Raw genomic sequence first — 16,286 nt, 5'->3', positions numbered from 1 at the left:
CGGGGACGGAAACCGCCGGCGCCACACTCCGCCCTCACCACCGGCCGAAGGCTTCCCCCGCCGCCGGGGGTCCGGAATCAGAGCCAGCATCGCGGGTAACCACTCTTATCCAGAGGGAAGTTGAAGCCTGGAGGTCTGGATGGCACGTACAGCGCCGCGCGCCCGTACCGCTAAATCCGTTCGCCGCCGGGCGCCGTCGGCCCCGGGAGAGCGACGACGGCCGCTCCCTCTTCCCCTCCGGCTGCTGGCCATGGCGCTCGCCTTCGCGGCGATGGTCGCCTTCGCCGCGGCCCTGGCCCGGATGACGCTGGAGCCGTCGCCCGCTTCCGAGGCTTTGATCCACAGCAATCTGCATCCGGGCCGTTCGCTGCGCGCCTACCTCCACCAACCCGCGACACGGGACGCCGTCAAGCAGATCGGCGGCAACGTCCTGCTCGGCGTGCCGTTCGGGATCCTCCTCCCGGTGCTCGCACCGGGAACCCGGGGCATCCTGCGTGTGGGACTGGTGACCGCGATCGTCATGCTGCTGGTCGAACTGGCCCAGGGAGCGCTGGTCACGGGACGCGCCTTCGACATCGACGACGTCATCCTCAACACGGCGGGCGCACTGCTCGGTTACCTGCTCCTGGGGCGGCGGCTCGGGCGTGCGGTGCACGCGCGCAAGCGCAGCCAGGGCTGAGACCACGGTCCTGCCCGGCCCGGACAGCGAGCTCAAGTATTGGTCCGTACCAGCTTCTTGACGTTTCCTTATTTCACCTCTTGAATCAAGAGGCGAATCAACACCCCACGGAACCCCTCCGGCGCGGTCGGCGCTTTCGGCCGCACCGGCACCCCCCACCTCAGTCGGCCCGCCCGTGCCCGGGCGGCCGCACGGAAGGGAGCGTCATGGACTCCCCGCGTCTGCTTCGCAGATGTCTGCTCGCCGCGCTCTCCGCGGTGCTCGCCGCGTCGGCCTTCACGGGCCCCGCTCACGCGGCACCGGAGGCGGCGGCTGCGACCGTCTTCTCCGACACCTTCGACGGCCCCGCCGGGTCGGCCGTCGACTCCGCCAAGTGGCAGATCGAGACCGGTGACAACGTCAACAACCACGAGCGGCAGTACTACACATCCGGCAACAAGAACGCGGCACTGGACGGCCAGGGCCATCTGGTGATCACGGCCCGCCGCGAGAACCCGGCGGGCTACCAGTGCTGGTACGGCACCTGCCAGTACACCTCGGCCCGGCTGAACACCTCGGGGAAGTTCACGGCACAGTACGGCCATGTCGAGGCCCGGATGAAGATTCCGCGCGGGCAGGGTATGTGGCCGGCGTTCTGGATGCTGGGCACACCGGTCAACTGGCCGGACTCAGGCGAGATCGACATCATGGAGAACGTCGGCTACGAACCCTCGACCGTCCACGGCACCATCCACGGACCCGGCTACTCCGGCTCCGGAGGCATAGGCGCCGCGTACTCGTTGCCGAACGGCCAAGCCTTCGCGGACGCCTTCCACACCTTCGCCGTGGACTGGGCGCCCGACTCGATCACCTGGTCCGTGGACGGCACGGTCTACCAACGGCGCACTCCGGCCGATCTGGGCGGCAGGACCTGGGTGTTCAACAAGCCGTTCTTCCTGATCCTCAACCTCGCGGTCGGCGGCTACTGGCCGGGCGACCCCGACGGCTCCACCGTGTTCCCGCAGCAACTCGTCGTGGACTCGGTGTCGGTGACGACCAGCGACAGCTCCGGCGGCACCGGTGTCCCGATCACCGGCCTCGCGGGCAAGTGCGCGGACGTGGCCGGGGCGAACTCCGCCAATGGCACCCCCGTCCAGCTCTACGACTGCAACGGAACCGCCGCCCAGAAGTGGACGGTGGGTTCGGACGGCACGCTGCGCGCACTCGGCAAGTGCCTGGACGTGGTCGACAACGGCACGGCCGACGGCTCCAAGGTCCAGCTGTGGGACTGCACCGGCGGACCCAACCAGAAATGGACGGTCACCGCGGCCCACGACATCGTGAACCCCCAGGCGAACAAGTGCCTGGATGTGACGGACAACAACTCCGCCAACGGCACCCGGCTGCAGATCTGGTCGTGCTCAGGTGGCGCCAACCAGAAGTGGACGGTCGGCTGACGGCCGTCCACGTCCAAAAGGGGGATCCGTCCGCCCGCGCTCCCGCGCGGGCGGACGGAGTCGTCGCGGTAACCCGTCGTGTGCCGACCCACACAAGCGTCGCCGGTGTCGCTCCGGCCCCGGCGACGCACGACGCCCTCCCGTGCACGTCGCACGGGACGAGCCGCTAGTGCAAATGCCAGGTCAGCTTGTCGCCGCCCACCCAGCGGACCACCTCTGGGTCGTCGAGGTCGTGGACCGGCACGCCGGCCTCCGAGGCGACGTCCAGCACGTCGACGAGGGATCTCGCCCGGCCGACCATCTCACCGTCGACCTCCACGATGCGGAACGGGGGGTCGCCGGGCTGGACCCCGAGAACGGTGATCCGTGGATGGCATATGTGCGGGCTCGCGATTTCGGTCATGCATAGAGCGTAGAACGCCTCGCGCCGCTCAGCGGTGGGGTTCGGGTGCCCGCCGGGATGCCCGACCCACACGCCACGGCCCTCCCAGCCCCTTGACTCGCCCGGATGACGCCGTCAGGTGCCCGCCCCCGCCGTGCGGGCCGGACACGCCTGGGCAAGGCTGGGGGGAAGGAGGTGCCGATGGATCCCGTCGCAGCCCTGGACCGGATCGCGTTCCTGCTGGAGCGGGCCGGGGCCCCGACGTATCGCGTACGGGCCTTCCGCACCGCTGCCGCCGTACTGTCCGCGCTGCCCGAGGGTGAGATCGCCGAGCGCGCGGTCGGCGGGCAACTGGAGTCCCTCAAGGGCATCGGTCCGAAGACGGCCCAGGTGGTGCGGGAGGCGCTGGCCGGGCGGACCCCCGATTACCTGGCGAAGCTGGAGCGGGAGGGCGGAGCCCCGCTGGCACAGGGCGGCGAGCGGATGCGGGCGCTGCTGCGCGGCGACTGTCATCTGCACTCCGACTGGTCGGACGGCGGCAGCCCGATCGAGGACATGGGCCGGACGGCCGCGCGGCTCGGACACGAGTGGGTTGCGCTCACCGACCACTCGCCCCGGCTCACCGTGGCTCGCGGCCTGTCCGCCGAGCGGCTGCGCCGGCAGCTGGAGGTGGTGGCCGGATTCAACGCGCGGTGGGCGCCGTTTCGACTGCTCACCGGCATCGAGTGCGACATCCTCGAGGACGGCTCGCTGGACCAGGAGCCGGACCTCCTCGACCGGCTCGACGTCGTGGTGGTGTCGGTGCACTCCAAGCTGCGCATGGACGCGCGGTCGATGACCCGCCGCATGATCGCCGCCGTCCGCAGTCCGCTCGCCGATGTGCTCGGCCACTGCACGGGACGGCTGGTCACCGGGCGCGGGCGCCCCGAGTCGGAGTTCGACGCGGACGCGGTGTTCGCCGCGTGCGCCGAGTCCGGTACGGCGGTGGAGATCAACAGCCGACCCGAGCGGCTGGACCCGCCGCGGCGGCTCCTGCGGCGGGCGGTCGAGGCGGGGGTGCTGTTCTCGATCGACACCGACGCGCACGCGCCAGGCCAGCTGGACTGGCAGATTCACGGCTGCGCGCGGGCCGAGGAGTGCGGGGTGCCTCCCGAGCGCGTGATCACAACCTGGACCGCGGACGAACTGCTGGCCTGGACGCGCGAGCGGACCCTACCCGCGCGTGTGGCGGGCACTTGACGTGGTACCCGGCCCCGTACGTGAGGGAGGACTGGACATGGGACGGGCGGCCCTGTTCGACGTCGACGGCACCCTCGTCGACACCAATCATCTGCATGTCACGACGTGGTGGGAGGCGTTCCGGCAGGCCGGTCACCAGGTGCCGATGCATGCCATCCACCGCTCGGTGGGACTCGGCTCGGAGGATCTGATCGCCCACCTGCTCGGCGGCAGGCACCGGGACGAGGTCGACACGCTCGTTGCCGCGCACACGGCCCTGTACGGAACGTTCTTCGACCGGCTGCCCCCGCTCAAGGACGCCGGGCGGCTGCTGCGCCGGCTCGATCACGACGGCTGGAACGTCGTACTCGCCACGTCGGCGAGCGGGCGGGAACTGTCGGCGCTGCGCCGGGCGATCGGGGCCGACGACGCCATCGCGGCGACGGCGAGCGCGGACGACGTGGAGACCGGCAAGCCCGCACCCGAGCCCGTCGAACACGCCCTGGAACTGGTCGGCGTACCGCCCGAGCAGGCGGTGTTCGTCGGCGACACGGTGTGGGACATGAAGGCGGGGACCCGGGCCGGGGTGACGTGCGTCGGTCTGCTGTCAGGCGGCATACCGAGCACGGATCTCCAGGAGGCCGGGGCCCGCGCCGTCTATCGGGATCCCGCCCATCTGCTCGCCATGCTGGGGGACAGTCCGCTGGCGCCGGACACGTGAGCCCTCTCGTCACACTCCCGCCTGCCCCGCGACGCCACTTGCTCGAGCCGGAGATGCCCCCACGCCCCCGCGGGGCCCGCCCTCCGGGCGGACGACGGTAGTTCGACGACGGGACCAGCTCGCCGTCGCACCCGGTTCACGCCCGGGACATGGAGCGGTGACACAGATCACAGCGGAGTGACCGACTTTCCGGAACACCGGCCGGTAGTTTCCCGTTGAACCAGCCGTGGGAGCGGACGGGACAGTGTCCCCGGGCCTCATCTCTCGCCCACAGGGACGATCGTTCGGCTGAAGCCCTGTGGAGCCTTTCGCCGAGAGGCGACCGCCGTCCGCGCCCACCACAGACTGCCCCGGCCGTGATTCCCCCGTCGCGGCCGGGGCTCTTCCATGCCCTGACACCCACTGGCCGGTGTCCGCTTGACTTCGAGTGCTCTCGAATTCGTAGCGTGCGAGGCATGAGCACTGCACAGCACAAGATCGGATCGGGCTTCGGCGCCAGGAGCACCGCGGACGATGTTCTTCGGGGAATCGACCTCTCCGGCAAGCTCGCGGTCGTGACGGGCGGATACTCCGGGCTCGGTCTGGAGACGACCCGCGCGCTCACCAAGGCGGGCGCCCGCGTCGTGGTTCCGGCGCGGCGCCCAGCCGTCGCCGCGGAGGCCCTGGCGGGCCTCGACGGGGTGGAGGTGGACGAGCTCGAGCTCGGTGACCTCGAGAGCGTACGGGCCTTCGCCGACCGGTTCCTCGCCTCCGGCCGTACCCTCGACATCGTGATCAACAACGCCGGGATCATGGCCTGCCCCGAAACCCGGGTGGGGCCCGGCTGGGAGGCGCAGTTCGCCACCAACCACCTGGGCCACTACGCGCTGGTCAACCGCCTGTGGCCGGCCATCGAGCCGGGCGGGGCGCGGGTCGTGTCCGTATCGTCCGGCGGTCACCACCGCTCCGGCATCCGCTGGGACGACCTGCACTGGCGGCAGGGATACGACAAGTGGGAGGCGTACGGGCAGGCGAAGACCGCCAACGTCCTGTTCGCCGTGCACCTCGACAAGCTCGGCCTGGAGCACGGCGTGCGGGCCTTCTCCCTGCATCCCGGAGGCATCCTCACCCCACTGCAGCGTCATCTCGCCCAGGAGGAGATGATCGAGCGCGGCTGGATCGACGAGACCGGCGCTCTCGTGGACCCCGATGCCTTCAAGACGCCCGAGCAGGGCGCGGCCACGCAGGTGTGGGCCGCGACCTCTCCGCAGCTCGCGGGCATGGGCGGGGCGTACTGCGAGGACTGCGACATCGCGGAACCGGCTCCCGCGGACGGCGAGCGCGGCGGGGTCAAGGACTGGGCGATCGACCCGGAGCAGGCGGCGCGCCTGTGGGCGGTGTCCGCCGAGCTCACCGGCGTCGACGCGTTCGCGTCCCGGTCCTGAGGCGCCGGACAGGTTCAACTCCTCGCGCAACGCGCGCCGTTCCTCGGCGACCGACAGGGGGACCTCCTGCCGGGCACCGGCCAGCAGCGCGTCGAGCGCCTCGAAGTCCGTCACCGGGCCACCGCCTTCGGGCCACGGAGCGCCGGCACGGGGCGGACGGGCATACGTACTCACGGGTCGGCGTCGCGCCGCGGACGGGCATGCGTACGCACGGGTCGGCGTCCGCCGGCCTCACGCGCACTCCCAAGGACCATCCCACCGGGTCAGCCTGTCCAGCCCCGTGGGTCGTCGCGCCGGGCGTGTCGAAGGGGTACATTCGCCGGCCGGCCACGGGCAGACCCTGTGCGGAGTCAGTCGGTGGGCTCGTCCGGTACGGGGTGTTCGGGGTGGACCGCACCCGAGTGCGGGGTGCCCTGTCGTCCCGTGCCCGCCTCGTCCGTGTCGGGGACATCGGTGGCGTGTTCGTCCTCGGTGTCGTCGGCGGCATCCCGTGCGGGGCGGGCGTCCCACGGGTCCTCGCCCTCGCGGGCCTGCTGGTCCGGCATGTCCCGGGGTACGGGGTCGGCGTTCTCGCCGGGACCCCCCTGCCGGTGATCGGTCACGGCGTACTCCATTTCCTGGCCGGGGAAAGAGGCCTGCGAACCGAGGCGGGCCGCTTTCGGGCGACGCGGCGAGTACCGCGGGGTGCAACGCCGAAACCCGGTGGCGCCAGGTGACCAGCGGTGCGCTCGCCGGTGGGTCTCAGCGGGGATACACCCCAGGAACCGGCGCGCAGCTTGGGCAGCACTCCGCTTCAGCGAAGGCGCCGGTCTGGTCGGTCCTGTGCCGTCGGCCGCGGCACAGGATGGTACGCGCTCCAGGCGGAGCGTGCCGCCGATCAGCGCGGCGCCCGGTCCTCCAGCGCGGTCCGCCATGCCGGTGGCCGTCCCTCACTCGCAGGCTCCGCGCGCCGACCGCCGCGGGCGAAGAAGTCGGCGAGCGGCAGGATCGCCGCGCCGACCGTCACGGCGTCCGGACCGAGCCTGCCGAGGTCGATGGAGACCCGCTCGGCCGGATAGCGCAGGGCGTACGACGTCGCGTACCGGCGCACCGCGGGCAGGAACCGGGAGCCGAGCTGAAGACCCGCCCAGCCGCCGATCAGGATCCGCTCGGGCTGGAAGAGGTTGATCAGGTCCGACAAGCCCGCGCCCAGGTACTCGGCGGTCTCCTCCAGCACGGCGAGCGCGACGGGGTCGGCGTCGGTAGCCTCCGGGGGGTAGGCCGCGGCCAGCAGTGCCGTCAGAGCGGTCTCCTCGTCGACGTCCTCAGGCGGCAGCCCACCCTGCTCGCGCCAGCGGTCGAGGAGGGCCTCCGCCCCCGCGTACGCCTCCAGGCAGCCGAGCGCGCCGCAGCGGCACCGACGCCCCCTGACCCGTACGGTCAGGTGGCCCCACTCCACGGCCCGGCCGCTGCCCACCTCCTCGGTGACGAGGCAGGCACCGACGCCGGAACCGAAGAGGATCACGACCGCGCTGGTGGCGCCGCGTCCGGCGCCGAACCACATCTCGGCCTGGCCGAGGGTCCGGGCTCCGTTGTCGATGAAGTAGGGCACGGAGTCCGGAAGCCGGCACGTGGAACGGAGCAGGGATTCGACCGGGACGGCATCCCAGCCGATGGTCTGGCCGTGCACGACGGCGCCCCGGTCCGGCGTGCGGGCCACTATGCCGGGGACGCCGATGCCCACGCCGAGAAGCCGTTCCGCGGAGATGTCCGCCGCGGCCAGGACTTCCGCGATGCCGTCGCGGATGTGACCGACGACCACCTCGACGTCGTATCGCTGGTGCTCCAGCGGGCGTTCGGTGCGGGCGAGTTCCGTGAGGGTCAGGTCGAACAGCTCGACGCGGACGCGGGTCTCGCCCACGTCGACACCGATCATGTGGCCGCTGGTGGGCGCGACCCGCAGCAGGGTGCGCGGCCGACCGCCGTCGGAGTCCACACTGCCGGCCTCCTCCACCAGCCCGTCGGCAACCAGCTCGGCGACCACGTTGCTGATGGAACCGGAGCTCAGACCGGTCGCCGGGCCCAGCTCGAAGCGGCTCATCGGGCCGTCGAAGTACAGCCGCTGCAGCACCTCGGCGCGATTTCCCCGGCGCAGGTCGCGCACCGTGCGCCCGTTCCGCCCCGCCATGTGGCTCCTTCCGACCCTGCCCGACCTGCACGATACCGCTGCGCCACCGCCTGACGCGCGTTCCTCTTAGTCTTAAATCAGACCCTAATTTAAGACATGAGTACGGGCCGTGCTCGGTGCGGGTGGAGAGTGCGGGTGCGGACAGGGCCTCCGGCGAGTCCGCCGAGGGGGCTTCGAGTCGCGGCGCAGCCGCCTCGCGCACCCGGACGTCCCACTCTGCCAGGTAAACCCTTGGCGACGTACTCCCTTTCCTGGCGGACCACGAGATCCCGCCGCGGAGACGTCGTCGACGTAATGGTCCTGCGCGATCCGCTCGTTCAGCCACCGCTGGGAGTCCTCGCCCGGCGTGCGCTCACCGTGCAGCGCCCGCAGGGTCCCGCGGGCGCCGGATGGCCGCGAAAGCCCTCGCCGCAGGGCCGACCGGTCGATCTCCCCGCCTGTCGAGCGGGTCGTGGAACCGGCCCCCCGCACATCCGCCTAATATCCGGCCGTGGCGACGACCTTTGAAGAACTCGTGGAGATGCAGCGCGCGGCGAACGATGCGGAGGCGAGGGCCGACGAGCTGCGCGAGAAATACGGCCCGCCCACTGCCACTACATGGACCAAGCAGCAGGCCGACCTGTACGAGACCGCCCTGCGCGCCTGGCGGGACCTCGACCGCGACCTTCAGATCGAGATCACCGAGTACGCGAAGGAGCACGGCAGGCCGCGGACCGAGGTCGAGGCCGAGGTGAGGGCACGGGCGGAGGAACCGGCCCAGTGACCGTAGTCGGCCGGTTCCCCGGCGCGCCGTTCCGTCACAGACCGCCGAGGTCCATCCGCCAGTCGTTGGACCTGATCCAGTGCCCCTTGGGGTACTCGACCGCGACCGGTCCGAGCAGCTCGAATCCGGCCTTCCGGCAGACCGCGTTCGACGCACCGTTGTCCACGCTGGGAAACGCGTGCACGTACCGGTGCTTCCGGATGGTTCTGGCCGCTTCGGCGACCGCCCGGGCGGCCTGCGCGGCGAGGCTTCGTCCCTGGAATTCGGGGAGCACGCCCCACCCGGCCTCCCACACCGTCGTGTCCCGCCATGCCCGCTCCCAGAAGCCCGTGGAGCCCACCGTCTCGCCGGTTTCCGCCAGCGTGACCCGGTACATCTGCCCGGCATCCGGGGCGAGATAGCGCCGGTGGCGTGCCAGGAGCTGTTCCTCGGTCTCGGGACCGCCCAAGTGCTCGGTCATATCGGCGCTGTTGGTCCTTTGCAGCAACCAGAAGTCGCCTTCCGCCCAGGGTTCCAGCCTCACCTGCCGTGCGTCCGTGGTGTCCATGGCGCCCACCCTAGAGCGGGGGTCCGTCAACGACCGGGCCGCGCGCCTATGCCCTGCGCGTGCTTGCTCCCGGCGTGCTGCCGCCGGAAGCGGCCGACCGCTGAGCCGACGGCACGGGCAGGCCCGGTCCGCCGTCGGTAACGCTTCCGACTCCACCGCCCACGGACTCCGCCGTCCGTGGCGCCTGCGCCGACCCCGCGCCCCACGCCGTCCCGGCGCCTTCCGGCGCCCCGAAGCGTGCCAGGCAGTGCCACACCATCTTCAGGTCCTGTATGTCGTACCGCCCCGTGCGCGCGGCATCACCGATGATCCGCGGGTCGAGGTGTCCGTTCTCCGCGATGCGTGCGCCCAACTCGACGTATTCCGCACCGCGGTAGTCCGTGTGGCGGCGCAAAACGGCGACGGAGAGCCGGTAACCGGGGTGCCATTCGACCGGGCACGGCAGTCGGCGGGCGGCAGCCTCGACCGGTGTGCCGCGGTAGCTCGCGTCCAGGACCAGCGCCTCCATGTCCCGCTTCAGGAGGACGGGGCCGTGCACCTGGGCCTCGATGTAGTCGTTGAGAGCGTCCTGGTGGTCGGCCTCTGCCAGTTCGATGAGGTTCATTCCGGCGGCCACCCCGAAGTGGGAGGGCTCGGCCGCGCTGTCCGGGTAGCAGAACGTGGCCCTCTCCAGCGCGGCGGCGGTGAGCCGGAAGTGGGAGGAGCCGAACCGCGGTGCCGCGCCGACGACTTGACGGCGGAAGTTGAGCGCGCCGTACACCGGTCGCTCGTGGGCGGGGGCGCTGTCGTACGCCCCGCCGAAGATCCGGCTCTCCCAGCGCCAGCGGTCGCCGCCCGGGTGTGCCGTCAGACCGCCGTTGCTGGTTCCGGTGACGAACTGCGACCGGTAGGCGCCGTCCTCGGCCAGTGCCTGAAGGATCGGCCGTCCGTCCGTGAGGCGGTCGGGGTGGAAGTTCAGCGTCAGCCGCAGGCTGCGGCTCACCTCAGGGCCCGAGGAACGGAGCGCGACATGGCGCAGGGCATGCCCGGCCGCCACGTGCATTCCGCCGTCGCGCGCGAAATCCATTGGCCCTCCCCGATGAGGCTGGATAGCTTAGCCAAAAACCTAGTGCTCCTAGGTTTCGTTTCGTACCGGCCCCAGGAGGACTCCTCATGAGATCACTCACCGAACAGGAGATCCGCAACTCATTTGTCAACTGCTCGAAGGGTGAGGCCAAGCGCCTGTCGATCCCCCGCGACCTCGGTGAACGCCCCTGGGACGACCTCGACTTCCTGGGGTGGCGCGACCCCGGGGCACTCGATCGCAGTTATCTGGTCACCGAACACGCCGACCGGCTCGTCGGTGTCACGCTGCGCTTTCCGTCGTCGCAGCGTGGATTCCTGCACCGGAGCATGTGCTCGCTGTGTCTGACCACCCACCCGGGCAACGGCGTCTGCCTGATGACCGCTCGCAAGGCGGGCACGGCGGGGCGGGAGGGCAACTCGGTGGGTATCTACATGTGCACCGATCTCGCGTGTTCCCTGTACGTACGCGGCAAGAAGGTGCCCGAGGCCGGGGGCCGCTTCGAGGAGACCCTCAGCACGCAGGAGCAGATCGCCCGGACGGTGGGCAACCTGTCCTCCTTCCTCGACAAGCTGTACGCCTGACGCTTCCGGTGGATCAGTCGCCGTCCGCGGCGAGCACGGTCTTGCCCCGGTGGTCCCGCCCCTCCAGGCGCTCGTGGGCCTCGCGCGCCAGCTCCAGCGGAAGCACACCGTCTCGACGGGTACGCGACAGGTGCCCGCCGCCCCCCGCTCGGCCGGCTCAGGGAGGTCCGGGCGCGGGTCGTAACCGTGGATCTGCAGGTCGGTGAGCTGGAAGCCGAGGATGGAGACGTCGCGCATGTCGATCGTGCTCGGCTCCAGGGCGACGTGGGCGAGGGCGACGACCCTTCAGCCGCGTCCGACCTCGCGAAGGCCGCGGGCGAAGGCAGAACCGCCGACGGTGTCGAGAACCACGTAGGCGCCGCGCGCCGTCCGTCAGTCGCAGCACCTCGTCGATGCCGTTCTCCTGGCAGGCGGCCCCCTGCTGAAGGGGTCATCAAGGGGTGCGAGAACCCCGACTGCTCGCTGCTGTTCCCGGACGACTCCCAGGCCCGCCGTCGCCGCTGGTGCTCGATGGACCGCTGCGGCAACCTCGCGAAGGTCGCCGGCCACCGCTCCCGCGGCCGGGCCGAGTCGACCACCGGGGCGACCACGTGGTCGTGGAAGCGGACCGGGGCTCACCCGGGGGCTGCGGTTGTCCCGGGCAAGGCGCGTACGCGGTCTCCGTATGCACGGATACGTTCGTTGCCTGTGTGGAGCGGGAAGGGCCTTAGGGATGCGAGATGTACGTGATGCCTGGGCGAAGACCAGTGCCCGGATCGTGAAGTTGCGCCAGAATCCCGATGTCGTCCAGGCGGTGCGTTCGACCGCCGCCGCGACCATCGCCTACGTGGTCGCTGTTCACCTGAGTCCGGAGCCGGCCCCGCTCACCGCGCCCCTGACGGCCCTCCTGGTCGTCCAGGTGACGCTCTACGCGACGATCACCAACAGTGTGCGCCGGGTGAACTCCGTGGTGGCCGGTGTCGTCATCGCCATCGGCTTCAGCATCCTGGTCGGCCTGACCTGGTGGAGCCTGGCCCTGATCATTCTCGCCTCATTGGCCGTCGGGCATCTCGTACGGGTCAGCGAGTATGTGCCCGAGGTGGCGATCAGCGCCATGCTGGTCCTCGGGGTGACCCAGGTGGGCAGTACGGCCTGGGCGCGGGTCCTGGAGACACTGATCGGCGCGGTGGTGGGCCTCGGTACCAACCTGTTCTTCGCTCCCCCGGTGTGGGTGAGCGCCGCCGGGGAGTCCATCGAGGGGCTGGCGCGGCGCGTGCGCCAGTTGATGCTGCGTATCGCGGAGGAGGCCGCGGGCCGTACTCCGGCCGCGCAGGCCACCGCACGACTCTACGAGGCACGCCGGCTCGACCACGAGATCGTGCTGGTGGACGCGGCACTGCGGCAGGCCGAGGACAGTCTGAAACTCAACCCCAGGGTCCGCGAGGGTCTCCTCCACCGCATCGTGTTGCGCACCGGTCTCGACACGCTGGAGATCGTCACGGTGGTCCTGCGGGTGATCGCCCGTACCCTCGCCGACCTGGCGAAGGAACGGGAGCCCGAGCCGCTGTTCGAGACGGAGATCGGGCAGACGCTGGAGCGGCTGCTGTCGGAGGTCGGCGACGCCGTGGTCAGCTTCGCCGTGCTGGTCACCACCGACGTGAGCCGCAGCGCCGAGTCCGCGGAGGCCCGGCTCGCCGAGGAGCTGATCACGGCGGGCGCGACCCGCGACAAGCTGGCCCAGCTGCTGCTGGAGGAGGTACAGCGGGACACTCGTCAGTGGCAGTTCCACGGTGCCGTCCTGACCGAGGTCAACCGCATCCTGGACGAGCTGGACACGGAGCACCGCACCCGCCGCCTGCTGGAGGAACTGGACCGCGGCACACGGGAGCAGCGCGAGCGCAACCCGCGCCTGACGAGGCTGTGGGAGCGTGCGCGCACCCCCCGCATCGACCGGCTGCGCGGTCTTCTCCCGGGCCGGAACCGTCCGGGCCCGCCCTGGCGTTCCAAGTGAGGAGGGACGATTCGGACGGGAAAGGGGCGGGCGCATGGGCGCGGCGCGGATCGACGGGAACTCTTTACTGCTGCCGGGGGGCGTACAGGTCCGTTTCATGCGAACGCTGCGGCTGCCGGAGACGGGCACGCACCCGCTGCCACCGGGCCTCGGCGAGTTCCCCGTCCGCCGGGTCGAGGACTACGCGCAGACGGTGCCCGCCGAGTGGCGGGGGCGCGGCGGCGTGATGCTGCCCGTGTATCTGCGCGAGGCCATGTGGCTGAGCTTCGGCGCGTCGCAACCGGCCGCGCTGCAGGTGGGCGTGGGCAAGGTCTGCGCGGTCTCCGGCAGGCCCTGGAGCCCTCGCCTCAGCCGGGATCCGCAGAACTACGTGGTGCTCCCTCGCCAGCCGTGGCTCGACGGGATCAATTCGGGCAAGGGGACGGTCCGCCAGTTCGTGGCGGTGCCGCTCGGTCTCGGTGCCACGGTCGAGGGCCAGGTCACCGGCGAGGAGGTGTGGGGCGGTGTCCAGCTGCAGACCTTCCCGCTCCAGGAGGGGCCGCTCGCCCGGTGGCGGGCGGAGGAGCGGCGCAAGCGGGAGCGGACCCGGGGGACCGGGATCGCCCTGTCGGCGGCAACGGGAGCCTCCGGTATGGCTCCGCCCTCCCCGGGCGCCCTGCCCGCGGCTCCCGCCATGGCCGCTCCGGGCGGCGCACCTCACAGCGCCCCCGCCATGGGGCTCGGCGTCGGCGGTCGATGCGGCAGGAGGTCTACGAGGACGACTGGCCGGTCGGCAGCTGGGCCGAGGAGCCGGCCGGACGGGTGTTCGTGCATCTCGTGACGCCCCCGGAGTGGCGCCACATCACAGGCGGGGCTCCCCCGCCGTCTCCGGTGGACCGTGCGGCGTACACGCGGGCGGGCCTGCCCTGGTTCGACTACTACGACCAGGACGGCGAGGACCTCGCGCCCACGGATACGCTCGGCCAGGTCAAGCCGGTCGGCGACTGGCTCGGGGACGACCACGAGCCGTGGCAGCAGCCCTCCCCGCACCAGGTGAAGCCGCTCGGCGACGCGCCGGGCACGCCGGTCGAGGACGGCGACTGGTGATCGAGTGCGTTGCATTTTGCGCAACGCAGGTTGCTCGTTTTGGACTTGAAGACCGGTAGGCGCCATGGTGGCTGTCACAGCTGAGGCCATCGACTCTCGGGGTGCGGGATGGACAGGGGTGCGGTACCGGCGCGGGGTTCGCTCGGCGGCGGATGGAGCAGACGCCGTTTCCTCGGCGCCGCGACGGCCGCCACCGCGGTCGCGACGATCCCGGCACCGGTCGCTCCCCACCAGCCGCCGGCCGGACCGCAGGAGAAGCCGGCCGAAACTGCCGCACCGCCGGGCCGCCCCGTTGGTCCCCGCCCGCTCTACCTCGGCACGTACACCTCCGCCGAGGGCGGCGGCCAGGGCATCGGCCTCGCGACGTACGACCCGGGGACCGGCCGGATCACCGGCACCGGGACGGTGACCGGGGTGGCCGACCCGTCGTACCTCGCGGTGCATCCGGACGGACACACGCTCTACGCCGTCGACGAGCGGCGGGACGGCCAAGTGACGGCCGTACGTCTGCCCGGGCACGAGATCCTCGGCACCCGCAGCACCGGCGGAGCGGGGCCCTGTCATCTGTCGGTGCACCCGAGCGGCCGCTGGCTGCTCAGTGCCAACTACCTGTCGGGCAGCGTGGCCGTGCATCCCGTCGAGCCCTCGGGTGCGCTCGGCGAGCGCACCGATCTCGTCACGCACTCCAGCCCGCCGCCCGGTCCCGGTCAGCAGGGGCCGCACGCCCACCAGTTCATCACGAGCCCCGACGGCGGGCACGTGCTCGCCGTGGACCTGGGCACGGACACCGTCTACACCTACCGCCTCGACCCGTCCGGGGGGACGCTCACCGAGGTGTCCCAGGCGCACACCCGGCCGGGAGCCGGCCCGCGCCATCTCACGTTCCACCCGGGCGGCCGCTTCGCCTATCTGGCCAACGAGGTCGACAACACGGCCGTCGTCTGCGCCTACGACCCGGTGAGCGGGTGCCTGACCCCGGGCGAGCCGCAGTCCACGGGCACCGGTGAGGTCACGAGCTATCCGGCGCAGTTCGTGGTGACGGCGGACGGGGCGTACGCGTATCTCGCCAACCGAGGCCACAACAGTCTGACCCGGTACGCGGTCGAGGCGGGCGGTGCCGGACTGCGCCTGCTGGACACGGTGCCGGTGGGCGGGGACTTCCCCCGTCATATCGCGTTCTCCCCGGACGGCCGGCTGTTGTTCGCGGCGAACCAGCGGTCGGGCACGGTCAGCGTCTTCCACGTCGACCGCGCGAGCGGCGAACTCCGGCTCACGGGCGAGCCGTTCGCCTCACCGGTCGCCGTCTGTGCGCTGCCGCTGTAGGGCGCGGGGGCAGGCGGCCCGGGCGGCCTGCGTGAGCAGTACGTGCATGCGTTCGGTCAGCTGTGCGACGCCGTCGGCGGGCTGGTGGAACGTCAGGAGATGACACCCAACAGCGCGCGGGCGCACAGGTCGCGCACCTGCTCCCGGGACAGGTCGGCGCCCCGCAGCCATTCGAGACAGACAGCGGTGGTGAAGGCCAGCCAGCCGCGCACGGCGATCCGCAGGTCGGGCCGCTCGTCCGGCGACCGGCCGAACTCGGGGTCCCCCGCGAGCGCCGCCATGATCTGCCGCTCCTGGGCCGCCAGCGACCGCTGGTAGACCTTCCGCACGGCCTGGTCCCCCGCCGCGTCGGCGCGGTGGAAGGCACGGAAGCCGTGCGCGTGTTCCTCGACATACGACAGGAAGGTGTCGAGGCCCGCGACGAGCTGCTCGCGCAGCGGAACCCCGGGGAGGGCCGCCGTCATCCGCAGCATCCGCCCGCTCTCCCGCTCCACGACCGCGGCGAAGAAGTCCCGCTTGGTGGGGAAGTAGTGGTACAGCAGTCCACGCGAGACGCCGGCGATCTCGGCGACCTGCTCGATCCACACGTCGTCGTACGGGTTCTCCGAGAACAGCCGCGCCCCGACCGCGAGGAGCTGCTCCCTGCGCTCCTCGGTGCTGAGCCGACGGCGTGTGCGCTCCGGCTGGTTGGCGGCCATGTCGGCACTTTACTTGACGCCGGTTCAACAGCGGGACGACACTGAACCAACTATTGAACCCACGTACAACACGCACGCGGGACTGCTCGACGTGTCGCTGCATCAAGGGAGGTGACTCCACCCGCGCGTAAACGCGCGGGCTTCCTGTGTCGGTGGCTAGGCCACGTCGCAGAGGGCCAGCCCGGCCCTGTTGAGGACGTTCGTC

Annotated in this window: 16 protein-coding genes and 2 pseudogenes; 11 read left to right on the top strand and 7 right to left on the bottom strand. The window is 71.4% G+C overall.

Annotated elements, in window-relative coordinates; genetic code table 11:
- The first annotated feature begins 139 nt into the window (after positions 1-139).
- The gene (locus ACZ3TS_RS28310) at positions 140-679 is read left to right on the top strand and encodes a VanZ family protein (RefSeq protein WP_467623333.1); all 540 of its coding nucleotides are present in this window, start codon (positions 140-142) and stop codon (positions 677-679) included.
- A gap of 206 nt (positions 680-885) precedes the next feature.
- The gene (locus ACZ3TS_RS28305) at positions 886-2,115 is read left to right on the top strand and encodes a ricin-type beta-trefoil lectin domain protein (RefSeq protein WP_467623330.1); all 1,230 of its coding nucleotides are present in this window, start codon (positions 886-888) and stop codon (positions 2,113-2,115) included.
- A gap of 166 nt (positions 2,116-2,281) precedes the next feature.
- Here the strand turns inward: ACZ3TS_RS28305 and ACZ3TS_RS28300 are convergent, their stop codons facing one another.
- On the bottom strand, positions 2,282-2,518 hold the full coding sequence (locus tag ACZ3TS_RS28300; protein ID WP_467623327.1) for a hypothetical protein: 237 nt from the start codon (positions 2,516-2,518) through the stop codon (positions 2,282-2,284).
- A 180-nt stretch (positions 2,519-2,698) separates the two neighbouring features.
- Between ACZ3TS_RS28300 and ACZ3TS_RS28295 the strand changes: the two genes are divergently transcribed.
- The 3 genes from ACZ3TS_RS28295 to ACZ3TS_RS28285 all read left to right on the top strand — a co-directional run bounded on the left by ACZ3TS_RS28295 (position 2,699) and on the right by ACZ3TS_RS28285 (position 5,860).
- Positions 2,699-3,736, top strand: a complete 1,038-nt coding sequence (locus tag ACZ3TS_RS28295) for a PHP domain-containing protein (protein ID WP_467623324.1) — start codon at positions 2,699-2,701, stop codon at positions 3,734-3,736.
- A gap of 37 nt (positions 3,737-3,773) precedes the next feature.
- Positions 3,774-4,436 (top strand): HAD family hydrolase, encoded by a 663-nt coding sequence (locus ACZ3TS_RS28290; RefSeq protein ID WP_467623322.1) that lies wholly within the window; start codon positions 3,774-3,776, stop codon positions 4,434-4,436.
- Positions 4,437-4,891: 455 nt separating this feature from the next.
- Complete coding sequence (locus tag ACZ3TS_RS28285) at positions 4,892-5,860, top strand: SDR family NAD(P)-dependent oxidoreductase (protein ID WP_467623319.1); 969 nt, start codon at positions 4,892-4,894, stop codon at positions 5,858-5,860.
- Between the two features lie 350 nt (positions 5,861-6,210).
- Here the strand turns inward: ACZ3TS_RS28285 and ACZ3TS_RS28280 are convergent, their stop codons facing one another.
- On the bottom strand, positions 6,211-6,462 hold the full coding sequence (locus ACZ3TS_RS28280) for a hypothetical protein (RefSeq protein WP_467623316.1): 252 nt from the start codon (positions 6,460-6,462) through the stop codon (positions 6,211-6,213).
- A 275-nt stretch (positions 6,463-6,737) separates the two neighbouring features.
- A complete protein-coding gene (locus ACZ3TS_RS28275; RefSeq protein WP_467623313.1) occupies positions 6,738-8,027 on the bottom strand; it encodes an ROK family protein in 1,290 nt (429 codons plus the stop codon).
- Between the two features lie 490 nt (positions 8,028-8,517).
- On the opposite strand from ACZ3TS_RS28275, the gene ACZ3TS_RS28270 reads away from it, so the two are divergent.
- Positions 8,518-8,790 carry a hypothetical protein gene (locus ACZ3TS_RS28270; protein WP_467623310.1) on the top strand — a complete coding sequence of 91 codons (273 nt, stop codon included), beginning with the start codon at positions 8,518-8,520 and terminating at the stop codon, positions 8,788-8,790.
- Between the two features lie 34 nt (positions 8,791-8,824).
- Here the strand turns inward: ACZ3TS_RS28270 and ACZ3TS_RS28265 are convergent, their stop codons facing one another.
- Together ACZ3TS_RS28265 and ACZ3TS_RS28260 are read right to left on the bottom strand one after the other, a co-directional pair.
- A complete protein-coding gene (locus ACZ3TS_RS28265; protein ID WP_467623307.1) occupies positions 8,825-9,337 on the bottom strand; it encodes a GNAT family N-acetyltransferase in 513 nt (170 codons plus the stop codon).
- A 46-nt stretch (positions 9,338-9,383) separates the two neighbouring features.
- Complete coding sequence (locus tag ACZ3TS_RS28260; protein WP_467623304.1) at positions 9,384-10,403, bottom strand: DUF3626 domain-containing protein; 1,020 nt, start codon at positions 10,401-10,403, stop codon at positions 9,384-9,386.
- A gap of 86 nt (positions 10,404-10,489) precedes the next feature.
- Between ACZ3TS_RS28260 and ACZ3TS_RS28255 the strand changes: the two genes are divergently transcribed.
- The 5 genes and pseudogenes from ACZ3TS_RS28255 (at position 10,490) to ACZ3TS_RS28235 (ending at position 15,383) form a co-directional block, all read left to right on the top strand.
- A complete protein-coding gene (locus ACZ3TS_RS28255; protein ID WP_467623302.1) occupies positions 10,490-10,984 on the top strand; it encodes an FBP domain-containing protein in 495 nt (164 codons plus the stop codon).
- 186 nt (positions 10,985-11,170) lie between these two features.
- A complete protein-coding gene (locus ACZ3TS_RS28250) occupies positions 11,171-11,713 on the top strand; it encodes a CGNR zinc finger domain-containing protein (protein WP_467623300.1) in 543 nt (180 codons plus the stop codon).
- Positions 11,697-12,974 (top strand): FUSC family protein, encoded by a 1,278-nt coding sequence (locus ACZ3TS_RS28245; RefSeq protein ID WP_467623297.1) that lies wholly within the window; start codon positions 11,697-11,699, stop codon positions 12,972-12,974. Before ACZ3TS_RS28250 ends, ACZ3TS_RS28245 begins: the two co-directional genes overlap by 17 nt.
- A 34-nt stretch (positions 12,975-13,008) precedes the next feature.
- Positions 13,009-14,060: pseudogene (locus ACZ3TS_RS28240) on the top strand (hypothetical protein).
- Between the two features lie 108 nt (positions 14,061-14,168).
- Complete coding sequence (locus tag ACZ3TS_RS28235; protein WP_467623295.1) at positions 14,169-15,383, top strand: lactonase family protein; 1,215 nt, start codon at positions 14,169-14,171, stop codon at positions 15,381-15,383.
- Here ACZ3TS_RS28235 and ACZ3TS_RS28230 read toward each other — a convergent pair.
- Both ACZ3TS_RS28230 and ACZ3TS_RS28225 read right to left on the bottom strand, forming a co-directional pair.
- Positions 15,351-15,509: pseudogene (locus ACZ3TS_RS28230) on the bottom strand (DUF2470 domain-containing protein); the annotation flags it as partial. The gene ACZ3TS_RS28235 and the pseudogene ACZ3TS_RS28230 overlap by 33 nt on opposite strands.
- Complete coding sequence (locus tag ACZ3TS_RS28225) at positions 15,476-16,081, bottom strand: TetR/AcrR family transcriptional regulator (protein ID WP_467623292.1); 606 nt, start codon at positions 16,079-16,081, stop codon at positions 15,476-15,478. The gene ACZ3TS_RS28225 and the pseudogene ACZ3TS_RS28230, both read right to left, overlap by 34 nt.
- Between the last annotated feature and the right edge of the window lie 205 nt (positions 16,082-16,286).

It is taken from the genome of Streptomyces sp. NPDC022910, from assembly GCF_055561075.1.
The sequence above is the reverse complement of the archived record's forward strand: the minus strand, read 5'-3'. Positions and strand labels throughout refer to the sequence as shown.